At 65.4% G+C, this 19,907-nt stretch carries 17 protein-coding genes and 1 pseudogene; 11 read left to right on the top strand and 7 right to left on the bottom strand.

All coding sequences use genetic code 11. From position 1 onward, the window contains the following. From Q1L59_RS04295 to Q1L59_RS04275, 5 genes are all read left to right on the top strand, one after another. On the top strand, positions 1-2,162 hold a 2,162-nt coding region (locus tag Q1L59_RS04295), incomplete at its 5' end, for a hypothetical protein (RefSeq protein WP_300328498.1). Further along, positions 2,155-2,445 (top strand): J domain-containing protein, encoded by a 291-nt coding sequence (locus Q1L59_RS04290; protein ID WP_300328495.1) that lies wholly within the window; start codon positions 2,155-2,157, stop codon positions 2,443-2,445. The genes Q1L59_RS04295 and Q1L59_RS04290, both read left to right, overlap by 8 nt. Next, positions 2,442-3,155, top strand: a complete 714-nt coding sequence (grpE, locus tag Q1L59_RS04285) for a nucleotide exchange factor GrpE (RefSeq protein ID WP_300328492.1) — start codon at positions 2,442-2,444, stop codon at positions 3,153-3,155. Before Q1L59_RS04290 ends, grpE begins: the two co-directional genes overlap by 4 nt. Further along, positions 3,155-4,939: an Hsp70 family protein gene (locus tag Q1L59_RS04280; RefSeq protein ID WP_300328489.1), complete on the top strand. Its 1,785-nt coding sequence runs from the start codon at positions 3,155-3,157 to the stop codon at positions 4,937-4,939. Before grpE ends, Q1L59_RS04280 begins: the two co-directional genes overlap by 1 nt. Continuing rightward, entirely contained in the window at positions 4,932-5,237 is a 306-nt protein-coding gene (locus Q1L59_RS04275) for a hypothetical protein (RefSeq protein WP_300328486.1), read from the top strand. Before Q1L59_RS04280 ends, Q1L59_RS04275 begins: the two co-directional genes overlap by 8 nt. Here Q1L59_RS04275 and Q1L59_RS04270 read toward each other — a convergent pair. The 7 genes from Q1L59_RS04270 to Q1L59_RS04240 all read right to left on the bottom strand — a co-directional run bounded on the left by Q1L59_RS04270 (position 5,190) and on the right by Q1L59_RS04240 (position 10,853). Next, entirely contained in the window at positions 5,190-5,627 is a 438-nt protein-coding gene (locus Q1L59_RS04270) for a hypothetical protein (RefSeq protein ID WP_300328483.1), read from the bottom strand. The two genes, Q1L59_RS04275 and Q1L59_RS04270, sit on opposite strands and share 48 nt — an antisense overlap. 11 nt (positions 5,628-5,638) lie before the next feature. Continuing rightward, a complete protein-coding gene (locus tag Q1L59_RS04265) occupies positions 5,639-6,034 on the bottom strand; it encodes a CBS domain-containing protein (RefSeq protein ID WP_300328480.1) in 396 nt (131 codons plus the stop codon). 64 nt (positions 6,035-6,098) lie between these two features. Then, positions 6,099-6,446 carry a transcriptional regulator gene (locus tag Q1L59_RS04260; RefSeq protein ID WP_300328478.1) on the bottom strand — a complete coding sequence of 116 codons (348 nt, stop codon included), beginning with the start codon at positions 6,444-6,446 and terminating at the stop codon, positions 6,099-6,101. Further along, positions 6,443-7,957, bottom strand: a complete 1,515-nt coding sequence (locus Q1L59_RS04255) for a DUF1538 domain-containing protein (protein ID WP_300328475.1) — start codon at positions 7,955-7,957, stop codon at positions 6,443-6,445. Before Q1L59_RS04255 ends, Q1L59_RS04260 begins: the two co-directional genes overlap by 4 nt. A 242-nt stretch (positions 7,958-8,199) precedes the next feature. Next, entirely contained in the window at positions 8,200-8,721 is a 522-nt protein-coding gene (locus Q1L59_RS04250) for a YbaK/EbsC family protein (RefSeq protein ID WP_300328473.1), read from the bottom strand. Positions 8,722-8,760: 39 nt separating this feature from the next. Continuing rightward, positions 8,761-9,396: a response regulator gene (locus tag Q1L59_RS04245; protein ID WP_300328470.1), complete on the bottom strand. Its 636-nt coding sequence runs from the start codon at positions 9,394-9,396 to the stop codon at positions 8,761-8,763. Continuing rightward, complete coding sequence (locus Q1L59_RS04240; protein ID WP_300328467.1) at positions 9,393-10,853, bottom strand: ATP-binding protein; 1,461 nt, start codon at positions 10,851-10,853, stop codon at positions 9,393-9,395. Before Q1L59_RS04240 ends, Q1L59_RS04245 begins: the two co-directional genes overlap by 4 nt. A 267-nt stretch (positions 10,854-11,120) precedes the next feature. Between Q1L59_RS04240 and Q1L59_RS04235 the strand changes: the two genes are divergently transcribed. The 6 genes and pseudogenes from Q1L59_RS04235 to Q1L59_RS04210 all read left to right on the top strand — a co-directional run. Further along, a complete protein-coding gene (locus tag Q1L59_RS04235) occupies positions 11,121-12,293 on the top strand; it encodes a sodium ion-translocating decarboxylase subunit beta (protein ID WP_300328464.1) in 1,173 nt (390 codons plus the stop codon). A 90-nt stretch (positions 12,294-12,383) separates the two neighbouring features. Further along, positions 12,384-12,746, top strand: coding sequence for a hypothetical protein (locus Q1L59_RS04230; protein ID WP_300328461.1), 363 nt, complete (start codon positions 12,384-12,386; stop codon positions 12,744-12,746). Between the two features lie 144 nt (positions 12,747-12,890). Next, positions 12,891-14,234: a fused MFS/spermidine synthase gene (locus Q1L59_RS04225; protein ID WP_300328458.1), complete on the top strand. Its 1,344-nt coding sequence runs from the start codon at positions 12,891-12,893 to the stop codon at positions 14,232-14,234. An 81-nt stretch (positions 14,235-14,315) separates the two neighbouring features. Further along, entirely contained in the window at positions 14,316-16,139 is a 1,824-nt protein-coding gene (gene msbA, locus Q1L59_RS04220; RefSeq protein ID WP_300328455.1) for a lipid A export permease/ATP-binding protein MsbA, read from the top strand. 15 nt (positions 16,140-16,154) lie between these two features. After that, positions 16,155-19,211, top strand: a complete 3,057-nt coding sequence (locus tag Q1L59_RS04215) for a bifunctional diguanylate cyclase/phosphodiesterase (protein WP_300328452.1) — start codon at positions 16,155-16,157, stop codon at positions 19,209-19,211. Positions 19,212-19,457: 246 nt separating this feature from the next. Continuing rightward, positions 19,458-19,820: pseudogene (locus Q1L59_RS04210) on the top strand (hypothetical protein); the annotation flags it as partial. Between the last annotated feature and the right edge of the window lie 87 nt (positions 19,821-19,907).

Genomic DNA, 19,907 nt, shown 5'->3' with positions numbered 1-19,907 from the left:
AGGGCGACGAGGCGGCGGGCAGCACGGCGAGCGAGCGCGAGGCCCGCCTGGCCGCCTTCGCGCTCGTCGCCTCGCCGGGTGCACTGGCCACGCTGTCCGCCGATTCCCTGCTCTGCCGGCACCGCGCGGCGGCGCTCGCCGCGCTCGCCGCCTGCGGTCGGGGCGATCTGGCCGAGCTCGAGGTACACCTGCGGGCGATCCCTTACCGCTCGCCGTATCGCGACCTGCGCTTTGTCTTCAAGGCGCTGCTCCTGGTCCAGCGCGATCCCGCGCAGGCCGGCGAACTGCTCGCCCGCATCGCTCCCGACAGTCCGTTCGAGAAGCTGGCGGCGGTCGCACGCGCAGCGATTCTGCCGGGCAATCGCTGGTTGGTCGCCTTGCTCGACCTGGATGCCGAGGGCCGGCAATTGCTCTTCGCGCTCAAGGGTTGCCCGGAAAACCGGCGCGCGCTGATGCTCGAAGTTGCGCAGATCGTGCGTCGCGGAACTTTGCCGAAACCGGGCGAGATTCTCGATCTGCTGCTGCCGAAGTGGCGCGGCGTGCCGAGCGTCGCTTTCTTGTGCCGCCGGCTGCTGCCGCATGCCATGCAGCGCGTGCGCGCCTACGAGGCGGCCTACGGCCGACTGAGCGAGGCCGAGCTCGCCTCGACGCAGGCACTCGCCGACGCCATCGATGGATACCATGGCTCGGCCAGGAAGCACTGGCTGGCCGCGGTTACCGCCTTCACCAAGGAACAACAGCCGCTGCCGGCGGCGCTGATTCTGCGCCATCTGTCAAGCTGGCGGCTCAACGCGAGCGCCGAAGAACCCTTCGATGCGCAGCGTGCGGCCTGGTTGCAGCATAGTCTCGAACTCGATCCGGATGACCGCGCAACGCATGTGCGTCTGATCCGTCTGCTGCGCCAGAAGAAGGATCTCAAAGAAGCGCGCGCCGCGGTCGAGGCGGCCTTGGCGCGCTTTGTCAACGATTCCGAGATCCTGCTCGAAGCGGTGGAAACGGCGCTGGCCGGAAACGCCTTCAAGAAGGCGGTGTCGTTGGCGACCCGCCTGCTCGAACTCGACCCGATCAACTCGCAGGTGCGGGCGGCGATCGGGCAGGCGCACCTGGCGCACGCGCGCAAGCAGTTCAAGGCGAAGCGGCTTGAGGCGATGAGCAAGGAGATCGACCTCGCCGAAAAGTGGCTGCTTACTCCGGCCGAGCGTGGCCGCGCCAGGCTGCTGCGCGGATTGAGCGACAACACGCCGGAGGCAACGCTGCTCCTGCGTACGGCGGTCAGCGAACTGGGCGGCGAGTTGCCGGCGACGCTGCACTTGCTGCTGGAGAACGCGAGACTCGGTGGAGAGCCCGCCGCCGCCTTGCGACGAGCGGCAATCAGCACCGCGCGAACGCCGACAGCGCGCGAAGTGGTCGCTGCACTGCATGTCATCGGGACGACCAGCAAGGCCGACAACCGACATCTGGTGAGCGCCTTGCGCGTGCTGCAGGCGCCGCTCAAGCGTGCTGCCCAGGGCGAGTTCACCTCGGCAGAACTGGTCGCCGTTTGTGAGACCTGGTTGCGGCGCGGCGAGGACGTGCTGCTGCGCATTTACGCGGAAGCCGGTTTGCGCCAATGGCCGGGAATGCCGGCGCTCGTTTACCTGCGCGCGCGCGCTCTGTATGGCCGGAATGCGTACTTCCATCTGCCGGAAGCCGAGGAACGTGCGCTCGACCGCGCCAGTGAACGCGCGGAAAAGGACGGTGATCAGCGTACCGTGCAGAGGATTCGCGAACTCCTGGCGCCGCCAGTGTCGTACAACGACGCTTTCGACGACGACGAGTTCGACGACGACCCGGGCGAGAAGGGCGAGGGCGATGGTCGCGCCGGGGGGCTGCCGTCGATGCCCGAATTGAACCGCATGCTGAAGTCGATGCTCGAGATGGCCGACCCGGCGGACGTCATCAACTTGGCACGCGCCTTCGTTCCCGATGCCGATTTTCGCCGTCTGCAGCGCACGGCCGGGAGCAATGCGCAAAAGTTTGCCCGCTTGCTGATCGATTACCTGTCTCCCGGGGTGGACAATGCCAGCGGCCCGGCTCCGGCGCCACCTCCCACGCATGCGCCGAACGCGGGAAGCCGTCCGCCGGAGGTAGATGACCGCCAGGGACGTTTGTTTGATGATTGATCCTTACCGAGTTCTCGATGTCGATCCCGCCGCCACCGACGATGCGATTCGGGCGGCCTATCTGGCGGCAATTCGTGCCTCGCCGCCCGAGCGCGACCGTGAGCGCTTCGAGCAGGTGCGCAGCGCCTACGAAGCAATCGCCGACAGCCGCCGCCGGGTGGCACACCACCTGTTCGACGGTTCTCCGGCGACGATCGACGACCTCGTGCGTGCGGTCAGTGCCGATTTTGCACCTTCGGCACCGGGTGAACGGAATCTTTTGCGCGTCCTGGGAGCGAAATGAACGCCTGGTCAATAAAAGCTGACGAGGCGCAGCGCGAAGTCCTGGTCGAGGAGTTTCGGAATCGTCTTGCACAGGCGTTGGCGACAACCGAGGACGGTCAGGAGGCGGCGGCGGGCGATCAGTCGGCGGGTGCGTCGCGCGAAGTCGATCTGGCCACGCTGCTGGGCGAGATCGCCATGCTGCGCAACGAACTGCGCCTGCAATCCCGCCAGTTCAAGCAGACGCTCGAAGAGTTGCGTCGCTTCGGTGACGATTTGCGCACGAACAACGAGCGCCTGCAGCGTGACCTCGAACGGGCGCACGAACAGACCTCGCTCGTTGCACAGCAGACCGCGCGCCCGCTGCTGCTTGCCCTGCTCGACCTGCGCGACCGTCTGCAGGCGGGTGTCGACGCTGCCGGACGGATGCCTTCGTCGATCATGACGCGCCTCGTTCCCGGTCCGCAGCGGTTCGCCGCCAGCCTGGCCGAGGGCCAGCGGCTGAGCCTGCAGCGGCTCGACGAATTGCTTGCCGGGCAGCGCGTGCGCGCGATGCGCGTTGAGGGAGAAGCTTTCGATCCGCAACGGATGCGCGTTGTCGGCGTCGAGTCTGGCACGGCGGCGGCCGTCGCCGAAGGTACCGTGCTGCGCGAAGTGCGGCGCGGCTTTTATCACGACGACGGCCTGTTGCGTCTCGCCGAAGTCATCGTCAGCAAGAAGGCAAACCCGTAATGAGTGAGTGGATTGTTGGAATCGACCTGGGAACGACCAACTCGGAAGTGGCCGTTGTACGCGCCGGACAAGTCGAGGTCATCCCGGTTACGGCCGGGGTAAGGATCCTGCCGTCAGTCGTCGGCCTCGGCGATGATGGCAGTCTGCTGGTCGGCGAAGCGGCGCGCAATCAGTACGCGTTGCATCCCGAGCGCAGCGTGCGCTCGATCAAACGCCGGATGGGCGAATCGACGACCGTCCAGATGGGTAGCCAGGAATTCGCCCCGCAGGAGATTTCGGCGATGATTCTGCGTCGCCTGCGCGAAATCGCCGAAGCCCACCTTGGCGAAGCGGTCAGCAAGGCGGTGATCACCGTGCCGGCCTACTTTTCCGACGCGCAGCGCCAGGCAACGCGTGAGGCCGGCGAGATCGCCGGGCTGGATGTCGTGCGCATCCTCAATGAACCCACCGCGGCCGCGCTGGCCTATGAAAGCTCGCGGCGTGGCGCGCGTAAGGCCATCGTCTATGACCTGGGGGGTGGCACCTTCGACGTTTCGGTCGTCAACCTCGAAGGTGATGTCGTCGAGGTGCTCGCCAGCCACGGCAACAACCACCTGGGCGGCGACGATTTTGATCAGAAACTGGTCGAGCACGCCATCGAGCATCTTGCCCAGACGCAGCAGCTCGACGTACGCCAGCAGCCCCTCGTCCTGGCACGCCTGCAGCGCGCGGCGGAAGCAGCGAAAATTGCCTTGTCCGCGCAACCCTTCGCAACGCTCAGCGAAGAATATCTGTGCGAGAAGGACGGTCTGCCGGTGCATTTGTCGTTGGAAATCTCGCGTCGCGCTTATGAGGAGATGATCGCAGACTACATTGGCGAAACGATCGAGGCGGTGCACATCGCCTTGCGCGACGCTGGCCTGGCAGTTGCCGACATCAGCGAGGTTCTGCTCGTTGGCGGGGCAACGCGTACGCCGTTCGTCCAGCGGCGGCTGGAAGAGGAACTTCGCCTGCAGCCGCGCGCCGAGCTTGATCCGGATCTTTGCGTGGCGATGGGCGCCGCCATCCAGGCGGCGGTGATCAGTGGCGCCCAGGCGCCAAGCGTGCTCGTCGACGTGACGCCCTACACCTTTGGTACGAGCGCGCTCGGCGAGTACGAAGGCGAAATGTACCCGTACTGCTACGTGCCCTTGATCCGCAAGAACACGCCGATTCCGGTTTCGCGCAGTGAAGTCTTCCATACGGTCCACGACGGTCAGACGAAAGTCGAGGTCAACGTCTACCAGGGCGAAGACCCGGACGCCCTGAACAATATCTCGATCGGTCGATTTCTCGTCGAAGGCCTGCGCGACGCGCCGGCCGGCAATCCGGTGGTCACCACCTTCTCGCTCGACCTGAACGGCATCCTGCACGTCAGCGCGCGCGAGAAGGAAACCGGTTTGCAGCATTCGATCACCATCGACCGCGCGATCAGCCGTTTCACCAGCGACAAGCTGGACGCAGCGCGCGAGCGCATTGCCGCGATCTTTGCCGATCAGGAAGACGACGCGGCGCCGGCAGCTTCCACCGCATTGCCGGTCGAAGCGGCAAGCGGCGATGCGGATGAAACGGCGCGCCGACTGCGCGTTGAAGCGCGCGCGCTGATCGAAAAGGGCGAGCGCCTGCTCGCCACGGCGAGCAGCGAAGACGCCGATGATCTGGTGAATGGCATCGAGTCCGTCAAGGAAGCGATCACCGGCAGCAGCAGCGAGCTGAAAGCGGCAATCGATGTGTTTGCCGATCTGCTCTATTACCTCGATGCCTGAGGGACTAGAGCGCTGTCCAGCGTGCCGGGCGCATCTCGCCGGGAGCGCCGTCTGCCGGCGTTGCGGTTGCGATTTCTCGCTCGTGCGGCTGGCCGAGGAACAGGCCGAGCGGCGTTTGACGCAGGCGCTGTGCGCTTACGCCGGCGGCGACCTGGCCGGCGCACGTGCGCAAGTCGGCGCGTCCTTGGCCAGCCATCGTCTTCCGCTGGCGCAGGCGTTGGCCGTCGTCATCGACGCCGGGCGCCGCGGCTTACACGCTGACGATCACTGGGAGCGGCGCCATCTCCTTGTAGAGTAGCGCCAGCGGCGCTTTGCGCGAAGCGGTGATGATCCGCGTTCCCGGCGGATAGATCAGATGATAGGTCAGGAAGAGATGGAGCTCGTCGTCGCCGAGCAACAGCGTGCGCAGCGCGGCGTAGCCGGGGTGCGCGAGGACGCCGGCTTCGGAGAACTCGTGGCGGTTCAGCCTGACCGCGTGCGTGGCGAACTCCAGGTGCGGCTCGCTCGTGCCGAGCAGTTCGTGTTGCAGAATACGGCGGACTTCGGGTAGAACGACCAGGCCGACCGAGTCTTCACTGACCAGCCACTCGACCGCACGCCCTTCACCGCCAGGATCTGGCGTGTGATCACCGAAGGCCTGGCACCAGCGCGGAAAGTAAGCCGAATAGCGATGAACGTTCTTCTGCATGGGCGGCTTTTCTAGGTGTCGCGCAGCGCACGATCGATCAGATTACCGACCACGTCGGTATCCGACACGAAACCCTGCAGCTCGTTGTTGTCGATGACCAGCACGCCCTTGACCGCGTACTGGATCATCAGCCGTGCCAGGTAGCGGATTTCGAGGTGCTGCGAGACCTGCAGGGCGGGTTTCTGAGCGATGTCGTAAACGTTCAGCAGGTCGATATCGCCGTCTTCGGCAATGACCGATCGAGCGACATCGCGGTAGGCGATCAGGCCGTAGGCGTCACCCGCGTGACGCTTCTCGACGACCAGTGATCTGACACCGTGTTCCTTCATCACGGCCAGGGCTTCGCGCACGGTAGCGAGCGGGCTGATCGTGATCACGTCCTTCTTCATAATTCCGGCAACCAACATGGCAAGACTCCTTCTGCTCGATCATCGTGTCCTTGACCTGGCCGTGCGGACGCACCGGCGCCGACTACAAATCGTCCGCCACCTCGCGCTGGAAGGCCTGAATCTGCGCCAGGCCAATGCCGACCACGCTATCCAGTGGCAACGAAAAGGCGAGCCCGCCGCCGGGCAGGTCCATTTTCAGTTCGTTTTTGACGGTGCGCAGGATGCGCATGGCAAGCTGCTTTTCGACCACGCACAGGAGCAGTGATTCCTTACGTTCCAGGCCGAGGCCGAGGAAGGTCTTGCGATCGTTATGCCGCAGACCCTTGCCCTTCAGGATGGTAATCCCGGTGGCCCCGGCCCGCTTGACGATGTCGACCGCCCTGTTTTCGTCATCCTCGGGGACGATCAGGAGCACGGCAGAGAACTTCATCGGTTTTTCTCCTTCACTCGGGTTCGCGCGCGCGCCCACCAGGTGGCCAGCATGCCGTAGGACATGACGATCAGCATCGGCAGCAGCGAGGCGAAGGCGATCAGACCGAAACCGTCGATCATCGGGTCTCGGCCAGGGGTTTTTTCAGCCAGGCCGACGCCCAGCGCGGTGACCAGCGGAACGGTCACCGTCGAAGTGGTAACGCCGCCGCAGTCGTAGGCGATTGGCACGATGAAGCGCGGCGCTACCCGGGTCAGTGCGATGACCAGCAAATAGCCGGGAATCAGCCAGTAAGCGATATTCGTCCCGTCAACGATGCGCGCGCAACCGATGACGATGCCGATTCCGACGCCGATCGAAACCAGCGAACGCAGCCACAAACCACGCAACTGCCCGAGGCTGACTTCATCTGCCTTGATCGACAGTGCGATCAGCGCCGGCTCGGCCATCGTCGTCGCGAAACCGATCAGGAAACCATAGAGGTAGAGCACCCAGAGCGCTACGCCATCGCGCAGCAGGCCGCCGGTCATCTCGTCGCCGAGCGGGAAAAGCCCCACCTGCAGGCCTTCGTCGAACATGAACAGGCCGAGCGCGACGAGCGTCATGCCGACCGCCAGACCTTTCGGATCGGCCAGCGGCCGGCGCAGGATGATGAAGCTCGAGAAAAGGACGACGGCGATGATCGGCAGCAGATTGCGCACCATGATCAGAAAATCGACCAGCAGGGCGGCCGCGGCGTACTGGTGCTGGTCATCGCTCGGCAGCAGGACGACGGCCGTTCCGCTCGCCGCCGGCACGAAAAAGAAGATGCCGTAGATCTGGATGATGATCATCGGTGCGAGCGCGCCAAAGGCGATCAGCCCGAAGCCGTCGAGCAGCGGATTGCGTCCGCGGATCGTCGTTGCCAGGCCGACGCCGAGGGCGGTGAGCAGCGGCGCGGTGACCGTCGAGGCGACGACGCCGCCGGAGTCGAAAGCCAGCCCGACGAGTTGCGGCGGTGCGACGGCGGTCAGTCCGACGACGATCAGGTAGCCGGGGACCAGATAGCTGCCGATCGAGTGCCCGAGAACGATGCGCCAGACGCCGACGACGACCGCCAGGCCGACACCGAGCGCGGCGACCATGCGCAGCGTCAGCGCGCGCATGCTGCCGCCGGAAACGGCTTCGGCCTTGTAGGCGACCGCCATCAGCGCCGGTTCGGCGGCGACCGAAGCAAAGCTGATGCAGAAAGCAAAGAGCATCAGCCAGAAGAACGAGCCACGGCGTGCGAAGTCGAAGGCCATCGTTTCGCCGGCCGGAAAGATTGCCGCTTCGAGCCCCTTGACGAAGAGCGCCAGGCCGAGCAGCACGACAGCGAAGCCGCCGACCAGCGCCAGCGGGCTGTCCGGCATGCGCTGGATGAAGAAAACCTGGAAGATGACGACGACGACCAGCGTTGGTGCCAAGTCACGCGCGGCTTCGCGCAGCAATTCGCGAGCGATGCGCAGGACGGAATGCACCGGCCAGGTCATGCGCTAGTTCAGGAGGCGAAATGCCCGGCGGGCGCCGCAGCGTCGCCGGCGGGGGGCGGGAAAGCGGCGAGGCGTCATTCGCTGCAGAGAAACCTGATTGGTGAGAGACGATTCGCGCATGGGCTTGCATCTTGCGGCAAGTCGTTTAGCAACGCAAGTCGCAACGCGATGCGCTGTACCGTCGACGGCGGGAACGCATCAGCGCCGAAAGTGAACCGGCGGGTTGTGCAGCAGCCCGCTGCTCAGCCCTCGGCGATCGACGCGGCGGCGACCGGTGGGTGCGCTGCCACCTCGGCGGTGCGCCCGCCGGTCATCGCCAGCAGTTCCTGCGGCGTCAACTTGAAAACGGCGTGCGGGTGTCCGGCGGCGGCCCATACGGCGGCAAAACGGAACAGATCCTGATCGATCAGAATCGTCGTCTTCGTCAGGTGACCGATCGGGCAGACGCCGCCGATGGCGTAACCTGTGTGCGCCCGCACGAAAGCGGCGTCGGCCTTGCCGAGCGCGCCGACGAGCGCGGCCACCTTGTTTTCGTCGACGCGGTTGGCGCCGCTGGTGATCACCAGCACCGCCGAGTCGTCGTCGAGGCAGCGGAAGACGATCGACTTGGCGATTTCGGCAACGCTGCAGCCGAGTGCGGCCGCCGCCTCGGCGGAAGTTCTGCCGCTGGCCGGCAGAATGACCACCGGGTGCGCGTGCTGGCGGCTGCGCAGCAGGTCGGCAACCCGTTGGGCGCTGGCGGGAAGTTCTGAGGGTCGGTTCATGGGCGGATTCTCCTGTCTTGCTGGGCAAAGCCGGCGCTCTCAGGCGCGCCGCTCGGATGGAATGAACAGGCCGAACAATTGTGCGAGCGACGCGACACCCAGCTTTTCCCGGATGCGCGCCCGGTGGAATTCGACCGTCTTGACGCTGATGCACAACTGCGCCGAAATTTCGCGCGTCGGCAAACCGGCGAGAACGCGGTCGAGAACCTGGCGTTCGCGTCGCGACAAACTGGCCAGCCGGTCGGCCAAGTCGGTTGGCGCAGCAGCCTGTGCTCGGCTTGCCTGGCGTCGTTCGGCGTCGGCGCGCAAGGCGTGTGCGACGGCGAGAATCAGCCGTTCGTCGTCGTGCGGCTTTTCGATAAAGTCGAGCGCTCCCTTCTTCAGCGCGTGCACGGCGATCGATACGTCGCCGTGTCCGGTGAGAAAGACGATCGGCAGATGAATCCGCCGCTTGTGCAGTTCGTCCTGCAGCTCGAGTCCGCTTATTCCCGGCATGCGGATGTCGAGAACCAGGCAGCCGGGTCGCTCGGGGCGCAGTCGTTTGAGAAAGGCTGCGGCCGAACGGAAGATTTCGACGCGCATTCCAGCGGCACGCAGCACCATGCCGAGCGCATCGCAGACGGCCGCGTCGTCGTCCACGACGAAGACCGTCGGTTCGCGTTCGCGCGCGTTCATCTGGGCGTCTCCGGCGGCAGCGTGAAATGGAAAGTGCTGCCGCGGCCAGGGTTTGCCTCGTGCCAGATGCGCCCGCCGTGCGCCTCGATGACCGAGCGGCAGATCGACAGGCCGAGGCCAAGGCCGGTGCTGCGCGTCGTGAAGAATGGCGTGTAGAGCTTTTCACTCGCCGCCTCGGCCAGTCCAGCGCCTTGGTCGGCGACCGAAACGACGATGGCTCCGTCGCTGTTGCGCGCGGTCGACAGACGCAGGCGGCGACATTCCGGCGCCGTGTCGGCCATCGCGTCGATCGCGTTCTGCACCAGGTTGACGACGACCTGAAGGAGCAGTGTGCGGTCGGCGCGCGTCGTCGGCAAATCTTCCGACAAGGTCAGCGCGGTGGCGATCGCGTGGTCGTCGAGCCGCGCCTCGAGCAGCTCGAGCGCCTCGCAGACCAGCGCGTTGATATCGCACTCGGTTGGCGTCGGGTGCCGGCTACGGACGAAGTCGCGCACGCGGCCGATGATCCGACCGGCGCGCAGGCTCTGCGCGCGCGCGCGCTGCAGCGCCGCGACGAGTTCCCGGCGGTCGTGGCGCGGCGCCTGCAGCATGCGCAGACAGGCTCCGCTATAGTTGGCGATGGCGGTCAGCGGCTGATTCAGTTCGTGCGCCAAGGTCGAGGCGATCTCGCCCAGCGCCGCCAGACGGGCCGTCTGATGCAGCATTTCCTGATGCTGGCGGTGGACGAGTTGCGCCTGTTTTTGTTCGGAGATGTCGGTAATCACCTGCAGGCTGACGCGGCGCGCCGAGTTCCAGGGGATCGGGCCGCGCTGCACCAGGTACCAGCGCCCGTTCGTCGCATCGCGCACCTCGCGCGCGACGAAGCCGCCGCCGTGGGCCAAGCTCTCCGCCGCCGGCGTTTCGCCATGGTCGGGCGGCAGACCGAAGCGCCGGGCCAGTTCGTCGGCCTGCAGTGTGCGCGGGTCTACCGCGAGCAGGCGGGCCAGGCTGCGGTTGGCGTAAAGCAAGGCTCCGCTGGCCTGATCGGCGACATAGACGGCGGCGTGCAGCTCATCCAGAACGCGGAAGAAGCGCTGGTCGGCCCGGCTCAGCGCGACGCGGAGGCGGGCGAGCAGAAGAACGAAGGTCATGTACACGGTGATCATCACGATGCCTTCCCAGTAGAAGAAGATCTCGCCCGAGTACGGATGCGTCGAGCGAAAGCTGACCAGCCAGAAGAGCGACGAGACGCCGACGACGCTCATTCCGGCGGTCGTTCCGCCGGCCCAGGTGGCCAGCGCGATCGGCAGCAGGTAGAGAATCGCCATGCGCAACTCGTAGCCGGTGGCATAGTCGAGCGCGGCGACCGCGGTCGCCAGCAGCAGTGCGAGGCCGAGCGCGGCCGCCCGGCTGGCGGCGATGCGGCGCAGCCAGAAGACGATGCCTGCTGCCTGGCAGCGCTGCAGGGCGAGCTGCATCAGCGCGCTCCGCTCGCTGCGGCGCGAGCGCTGCCGCAGGTCGCGGGCACACAAGTCATGTCAGTTTCCATCGCGTCGTGAGTTCCGGATCAGTCCGTACCTTAGCATGGTCGTGTGCGCGCCAGCGCAAAACTAGGGCCAACCCTAGTTCTTTCCGACGCCGCCCGGCCTACACTGCCCGCGCTCGATCACGCGTCGATCGGGCCAACAGATCAACCGGGTGGATGCCGACGACGGGCTGTCGGCAAAGACCGCGAAAGGTGCAACGTGGCAGACCAGATACTGATTTTCCTGCAGGCGCTGCTCGATCAGACCGGAGCGGCGCACTTTTCCTTCGGCAACCTGGTCATGATCGTCATCGGCGCGCTGATGATCTATCTCGCCATCGCCAAGCACTACGAACCCTTGCTGCTCGTCGGCATCGGCTTTTCCTGCATCGTCGCCAACGTCCCGGGTCCGCCGGATGATGTGCCCGGCGGGCAGGCGATTTCGGCGCTGCTCTATGCGGTCAAGGACGGCGGGTTGTTCCACTATGCCTACATGGGCGTCGAGAAGCTGATCATTCCGCCGCTGATCTTCCTCGGCGTCGGCGCGATGACCGACTTCGGCCCGATGATCGCCAATCCGCGCCTGGTCATCCTCGGCGCGGGCGCGCACCTGGGCATCTTCGTTGCCCTGATTCTCGCCAAACTGCTCGGCTTCACGCTCTCCGAGGCGGGCGCCATCGGCATCATCGGTGGTGCCGACGGGCCGATGGCCATCTTCGTCGCGGTCAAGCTGGCGCCGCACCTGCTCGGACCGATTTCCGTCGCGGCGTATTCCTACATGGCACTGATGCCGATGATCCAGCCACCGGTGATGCGCCTGCTGACGACCAAGGCGGAGCGTCAGATCGCCATGGCGCAGGTCCGCAAGGTCAGCAAGCTGGAGAAGATCGCCTTTCCACTGGTCATGGCGATCATCGTCAATCTCTTCTTTCCCCCGGTTGCGCCGCTGATCACGATGCTGATGCTCGGCAACCTGCTGAAGGAAGTAGGCGTCACCGACCGCTTGTCGAAAACCGCCGCCGGCGGACTGATGAACGTGATCATCATCATCCTGACCGTCGCCATCGGTTCGACGATGGCCGCCGACAAGTTTCTCACCGTGCAGACGCTCGAAATCGTCGTCCTCGGTCTGCTTGCCTTTCTCTTCGGCACCGCGTCCGGCGTCGTCACCGCCAAGATCATGAACCTGTTCATGCGCACCAAGATCAATCCGCTGATCGGTTCGGCCGGAATTGCTTCGGTGCCGATCGCCGCGCGCGTTTCGCACATCGTCGCGCACCAGGAGAACCCGAACAATTTCCTCATCTACCACGCCATGGGACCGAACCTCGCCGGCGTTTTCGGTACTGCCATCTCGGGCGGCATCCTGCTCGCCCTGCTTGGCGTGACCTGAGGTGGCGACAACCCGTCTGGTCGTCGTGCGCGCAAGGCGCTCGGCGACTGCGTGCAACCCTCCCGCTTCCAGCCCGCCATGACCGCGATCGTGCCAGATACTCTCCAGGGAGCGCTGATTCTCAGCGTGATCGATTTTTTCCTCAGTTTCGTCATCATCAGCGGGATAGGGGTCGTCCTGGCGCTCTTTCCCTTGCTCAATCGCTGGCATCGGACCTTGCCGAGCGCTGCCGCGACGCCAAAGACTGCCGCGCGCGAAAAGGCAGGCGGAGCGGGCGCCGCAGCGCCGGCGCCGGGTGACGACGACATCGCGGCGATCGCGGCCGCCGTCCTCGTTGCCATGGACGGTGCGCCGCATCGCATCCTGCAGATCGACCCCAGTCAGCGCAGCGCCGGTTGGGTCAACGAAGGCCGTGTCGCGCACCACGCCTCGCACGCTCCGAAGAACGCCTGAGCCACGCCACCAGCCGGCGGCGGCTGGTGGCGCCTGCGGGCCGCCCGGCCCGGCGTGCGCCAGGCGGCGCAGCGACCAACTGCGGCAAACACCGGCGGCCGGCGTATAGTGCCGGCACTCCTCAGTCGCGCGCAAAGTCTGCCCATGCCACCCGCCCTGCTCTTTCTGATCGTCTTCATCGAGGGATTTTGTTCGCTTGGCGCCGAGGTCATCGCGCTGCGCCAGATCATTCCGCACCAAGGCAGTTCGATCGTCGTCACCGCACCGACGATCGGTTTCTTTCTGCTCGCGCTGGCCCTCGGCTACCACGCCGGGGCGCAGGTCGCGACCGATTACCTGAAAATCGTCGCGCGCAACTTTCTGCTTGCCGCCTGCCTGATCGGCGGCGGTCTGTCGGGTGTGGCGGTCGACCTGATCTTCACGCTGCTCCAGCCTGCGCTGCTCGCCTACCTGATCTTCGTCGCCGGCGTCGTCTGTCCGGCGGCCTGGCTGCTCGGCCAGACCGTGCCGATCCTGAGCAACCTGCTGCAGCATCAGCGCGTCGGCGAGGCGAGCGGGCGGGCGCTGTTCTATTCGACGCTCGGTTCGTTTCTCGGTTCGCTCGTCCTTTCTCTGGTCGTCATGCAGTGGCTGGGTGTTTCGGCGGCGGTTGCCCTGTGCGCGCTGTTGCTCCTCACCGGTTTCCTCGTCTTGCGCGGCGGCGCGCGCTCAGCGCTGGCCGCCGCGCTGGCCGGTGCACTGCTCACCGGCACCGCCAATCTCTGGCTGCGCCCGGAAATCGAGACCGCCTACGCCAGCTATCTGGTCAAACCGGTGGCCTACGCCGACGCCTTGAACGGTCGGGCATTCATCAACAACAGCTCGGTCGCTTCGCTGATCGACGACGCCGATCCGCCGCAGTACGCGCGTTACATCCGGCACATCCGCAGCATTCTGCTCGAAGAACTCGGCTTGCGCGAGCGGCAGATACTCGTCCTCGGCGCCGGCGGTTTCACGCTCTCGCACCGCGAACCGCTCAATCACTATACCTACGTCGATATCGATCCGGCGGTGCGCGCCATCGCCGAGAAGCATTTCCTGCGCGAGAAGGCGCGTGGCGACTTCATCGCGGACGACGCGCGTCGCTTCGTCGCGCGCAGCGAGCAGCGCTTCGCTGCCGTCGTGGTCGACGTCTATTCCTCGCACGTCGCGATTCCCGGCCATCTGGTGACGCGCGAGTTCTGGCTGGCGACGCGCCGGGTGATCGAACCGGATGGCCTGCTGATCGCCAATCTGATCCTCGACAGCGCGCTGGCAACGCCCTATGCGCGCAACCTGCTGGCGACCATCGAGCAGGCGTATGGACGCTGCGCGGTTGAGGTGCTGCAGAAGAAGCAGGCCTTGGCGAATGTCGTCGTCACCTGCCGTAACGGGCAACCAGCGGCGGCGGCGCAGGTCTTCATCGACGAGCTGAACACGGCTGATCTTGACCTCGCGCGCTCGCGCTGAGGGCGTTGCCCGTTCGTCGCGCGAGTGGCATGCTAGACTCGCCATTCCGTTTGCCGGACGTGCGCGCCGCCGATCCACACCATGCCCTCAGCCAGTCAGCTCCCGGTATCTTCGCTGCGCGTCTACTTGCGCCTGCTGGGTTATCTGCGCCCGCTGATCGGCTGGTTTGCGGTCAGTCTGCTCGGCTATCTGATCTTCGCCTCGTCGCAACCGATGATGGCGGGCATCCTGAAGTATTTCGTCGACGGGTTGAACGCGGGTCCAGGTGTGACTCGCCAAGTGCTTCCGGTGTTCGGCGAACTGGACCTGATCCATGCTGTTCCGCTCCTCCTGGTGCTGGCCATTACCTGGCAGGGGCTCGGCTCGTTTCTCGGCAACTACTACCTCGCGCGCGTTTCGCTGGGTCTGATCGACGATCTGCGACGCGCGCTGTTCGCCAGTCTGTTGCGCTTGCCGAACGCCTATTTCGACCAGAACAACTCGGGACACCTGATTTCGCGCATCACCTACGACGTGACGATGGTGACTGGAGCGGCGACCGAGGCGATCAAGGTGGTCATTCGCGAAGGTCTGACGGTGATCTTCCTTTTCGCCTATCTGCTCTGGATGAACTGGCAACTGACGCTGGTGATGCTGGCCATCCTGCCGATCATCGGCCTGATGGTGACCCGCGCAAGCCGCAAGTTCCGCCGGCAGAGCCGCAAGATACAGGTCGCCATGGGCGATCTGACGCACGTTGCCGCGGAGGCGATCCAGGGCTATCGCGTCGTGCGCAGCTTCGGCGGCGAGGACTACGAAACGGCGCGCTTTCACCGGGCGAGCGCCGAGAATACCGCCAAGCAGTTGCGCATGGTGCGCACGGCGGCGAGCTATACGCCGGCCTTGCAGTTCGTCACGTTCAGTGCGATGGCCGGTCTGCTCGTTCTCGTCCTGCTCTTGCGCGGCGACGCTTCAGTAGGTGGTCTGGTTGCGTACATCACCGCCGCGGGAATGCTGCCCAAGCCTATCCGCCAGCTTTCGGAAGTCAGCGCGACGATTCAGAAGGGCCTGGCGGGAGCCGAGAGCATCTTCGCGCAGATCGACGAGGTGCCCGAGCCCGACCACGGTCGCGTTGAACGTGCGCGGGTGAGCGGACGACTTGAGGTGCGCGGGCTCTCGTTTACCTATCCGGGCAGTGAGCGACGAGTGCTCAGCGAAGTCAGCTTCTCGGCCCAACCCGGGCAGATGATTGCTCTTGTCGGACGCTCGGGCAGCGGCAAATCGACGTTGGTCAGCCTGATTCCGCGCTTCTACCAGCACGACAGCGGCCAGATCATGATTGACGGAGTCGCGGTCGAGGACTATACCTTGCGCAATCTGCGCCGACACATCGCTCTGGTCACGCAACAGGTCGTCCTTTTCAACGACACGGTGGCGAGCAACATCGCCTACGGCGATCTCGCCAGCGCACCGCGTGCCGCAATCGAACAGGCAGCAGCCATGGCCAACGCGGCGCAGTTCATCGATCGCCTGCCGCAGCGTTACGACACGCCGGTGGGCGAGAACGGCGTGTTGCTCTCCGGCGGCCAGCGCCAGCGCCTGGCGATCGCGCGCGCCATCCTCAAGGATGCGCCGATCCTGATTCTCGACGAAGCGACCTCGGCGCTCGACAGCGAGTCGGAGCGCCATATTCAGAGCGCGCTCGACCAGGTGATGGCGGGCCGGACGACGCTGGTGATAGCGCATCGACTGTCGACGATCGAGAAAGCCGACCTGATTCTTGTCATGGACGAGGGGCGAATCGTCGAACGTGGCACGCATGCCGAACTGCTTGCCGTCGACGGCCATTACGCGCGGCTGCACGCGCGGCAGTTCAGTGAGGCTTCGCCGATTGCGCCAACTGCGCTGGCGGGCGAGCAGGCGTAGCCAGGGGGGATCACCATGCACGAACGGTCATCGCCGCATCCGCGGAAGAACGAACCGCCGTCGTTCTGGGCGCCGCCGCTGGAATTTCTCCGCTATGCCGCATGGTTGATTCTGCTTGCCGCCTTGGGTGGCCTGGCGGCGATTGTCCTGCTCATTCCGGAGCAGCCGCTGCGCGCTTGCGGGCCGGCAACGATGGCCACGGTCGCGCTGCTCGCCTTGCGCCTGTTCTCGGTCGGTCGCCTGCACGCAGCGTTGAGCGTGTTCGTTTGGGGAAGCTGGGTCACGATCACCGGTACCGGGCTGCTCTTCGGCGGTGCGCATGCGCCGCTCACTGCGAGCTACCCGCTGCTCATCCTGATGGGCGGCTGGCTGCTCGGCACGCGCGTGGCCGTCGTCCTGGCCGCGGCGACGATGAGCGCGATCGCCGGTTTCGCCTTGAGTGATGCACTGAAGCTGCTGCCCAGACCGCCGACGCCGGACGCGCTGCACAGCGTCGTACACCTGGCGAATGCCGCGGTCGCCTTGCTCCTGATCATTTTCCTCATCCGCACGTATCAGGGTCGACTTGAGGAGGTTCGCCGCCTGAGTCGCGATCTTGAACAGCGCAGCGTCGAGCTGCAGGTGCGCGAAGCAAGCCTGAATCGCGCGCAGGAGGTGGCACATGTGGGTAGTTGGGTGCTCGATCTGGCCAGCGGTCGCGTCGAATTGTCGGCCGAAGCCTGCCGGATCTACGGTTTCGGCAGCGGGACAGCGCGCGATCTGCACGAGTTCATGCAGCGCATCCATCCGGATGATCGCCGAGCCCTCGAGCACGCCAGCGCAGCCGCGCTGCGCGGCGAAGCGCTCGATATCGAAGTGCGCATCGTCATCGGCGACACGACGCGCTGGGTCGCGCAGCGTGCCGAAGTCGAGTTCGACGAGGCGGGGCGCCCCTTGCGCAGCGTCGGGACGACGCAGGACATCACCGCACGAAAAATGCTCGAAAGCAGCCTGCGCGAGCAGAAGGAGTTCTTTCGCCTGATTTCGGAAAGCATCGGCGAACATATCGCGGTGCTCGACCTGGAGGGGCGGCGGCTCTACAACAGCCCGTCGTACCGCCAGTTTTTTGGCGACGAGCGTCAATTGACCGGCAGCAACTCGTTCGCCGACGTGCATCCGGAAGACCGCGAGCGTGTACAGGCCGTATTTCGCCAGACGGTCGAAAACGGCGTTGGCCAGGCGATCGAGTATCGGCTCCTGCGCCACGACGGCAGCGTCAGCCATATCGCGTCGGCCGGCAAGGTCATCACCAACAAGGAGGGTCGACCGGCGCGCATCGTCATCGTCTCGCACGACGTGACGCAGCGCAAGCAGGCAGAACAATGGGAGCGCATTGCGGCGACGGCCTTCGAGTCGCAGCAGGGAATGTTCATCACTTCGGCCGACGGCGTCATTCTGCGCATCAACCAGGCGTTTACCGACATCACCGGGTACTCGGCCGAGGAGTGCCTCGGGCGCTCGCCGAGCCTGCTCCGCTCGGGGCGGCACGACGAAGCGTTCTACGCTGCCATGCGCGAGTCGCTGGCCCAGAGCGGCGCCTGGCAGGGCGAAATCTGGAACCGGCGTCGCAACGGCGAGATTTATCCCGAGTGGTTGACCATTTCGTCGGTGCGTGATGCCGAAGGACACGTGACGCACTACGTCTGCACGCTTGCCGACATCACGGCGCACAAGAAGGCGCAGGAAGAAATTCAGCAACTCGCCTTCTACGACGCGCTGACCGGCCTGCCCAACCGCCGCCTGCTGCACGAGCGGCTGCGCCTGGCGCTCTCGGCGAGCAAGCGCAATCGTCAGCAGGGCGCCCTGCTCTTCATCGATCTGGACAACTTCAAGACGCTCAACGATACGCTAGGGCACGACATGGGTGACCGCCTTTTGCAGGAAGTGGCGCGTCGCCTGCTCGCCTGTGTGCGCGAGCGCGACACGGTTGCCCGCCTCGGTGGTGACGAGTTCGTCGTCATGTTGGAAAACCTCGGCGAGCGCATCGATGACGCGGCGGCGCAGTGTCGCACGATCGGCGAGAAGATTCTCGCGGTGCTCAATCGTTCATACGATCTGGTGGGCTACGAATACCACAACACGCCAAGCATCGGCGTGGCGCTCTTCGGCGGAGCAAGAGTCAGCACCGACGACCTGATGAAACGCGCCGATCTCGCGATGTATGAAGCCAAAGCTGGTGGACGCAATACGCTGCGCTTCTTCGACCCGCAGATGCAGGCCGTGGTCACCGCCCGCGTGGCACTCGAGAAGGACCTGCGCGAGGCACTGGAGCGGCAAAGCTTCTTTCTCGCCTATCAACCACAGGTCGATGATCGCGGTCGGGTGATCGGGGCCGAGGCGCTCGTCCGCTGGCAACACGCAAAGCGCGGAATGATCTCGCCGAGCGAGTTCATCCCGCTCGCCGAGGAAACCGGGCTGATTCTGCCGCTCGGCCTATGGGTGCTCGAAACGGCGTGTGCGCAGGCGGCCGTCTGGGCCGCACTGCCCGGACGTGAGCAGTTCACCGTATCGGTCAACGTCAGCGCCCGGCAGTTTCGCCAACCGAACTTCGTCGACCAAGTGCTCGCCGTGCTCGCCGCCTCAGCCACTTCGCCGTGCAACCTGAAGCTCGAATTGACCGAGAGTCTTCTCCTCGACAACATGCAGGACGCCATCGGCAAGATGGCCGCGCTCAAGAAGCGCGGCGTTGGTTTCTCGCTGGACGATTTCGGCACCGGCTATTCATCGCTCTCCTACCTGAAACGCTTGCCTTTCGACCAGTTGAAGATCGACCAGTCGTTCGTGCGCGACCTGTTGACCGACGCCAACGACAAAGTGATCGCCGACACGATCATCGCGCTCGCACACAGTCTGGGCCTGGCGGTGATTGCCGAAGGTGTGGAGAGTGACGAGCAGCGCGATGCGCTCGCGGCGCGCGGCTGCAACGCGTATCAAGGCTACCTGTTCAGCCGGCCTTTGCAGGTTGCGGATTTCAACCGCTTCCTGCAGCAACACTCCGCCGATCCTCCTGGCCCGACTGTGCAGCCGGACTGACCGCGAGCGGCTCACCCGCCAATGCGCGGGGCCGATGACCAACTCGACGCTTTCTCCGTATTGACCCAGTGTTGCATTGAGTGTATTAGTGAAAACGGAGCGTCGAAGCGTCGATACTCCGCACATTCCGATCAAGAGAGGAGACACCGAGTGACGAAGAAGGACAAGAAAGACAAGAAGGCTTCGGCAAAAGTGAGGGAAGCGAAGGCGCAACCGGCCGCGGCCGTCGACCCGGGCGCGCTCCAGGCGCTGCAGGATCGCATTACAGCGCTCGAGGAGACCCTGGCCCAGCTCCAACTGAAGGAAGGCCCGCCCGGCCCACCCGGTGCACCTGGCCCGAGCGGAGCCAAGGGCGAACGCGGAGCGACTGGTGCCACAGGATCTGCCGGGCCGGCGGGACCAACGGGGCCGGCTGGTCCGCAGGGGCCGGCTGGCCCGGCCGGCCCGGCCGGCCCGGCCGGCCCGGCCGGCAAGAGCGGTGCCGCTGGTCCGACGGGCCCGCAAGGTCCGGTTGGACCGCCAGGCCCAACGGGCGCCAAAGGACCGGCGGGCCCGAAAGGTCCGCCGGGAGAACCGGCCAGCAAGACGCAGGCTGAGCCGGCCGCCTGACGACCTGCAAGTGTAGTTACCGGCGACGAGCGGAGCGCAGGCGAACCGCCTGCCCGCTCGGTTTGCCATGCTGAAGGCTGAAGACTC

Source organism: Accumulibacter sp., from assembly GCF_029255125.1.
In the GTDB taxonomy this organism is placed as follows: domain Bacteria; phylum Pseudomonadota; class Gammaproteobacteria; order Burkholderiales; family Rhodocyclaceae; genus Accumulibacter.
Note: the sequence above shows the minus strand (reverse complement) of the source record. Positions and strands in the feature narration are given on the sequence as shown.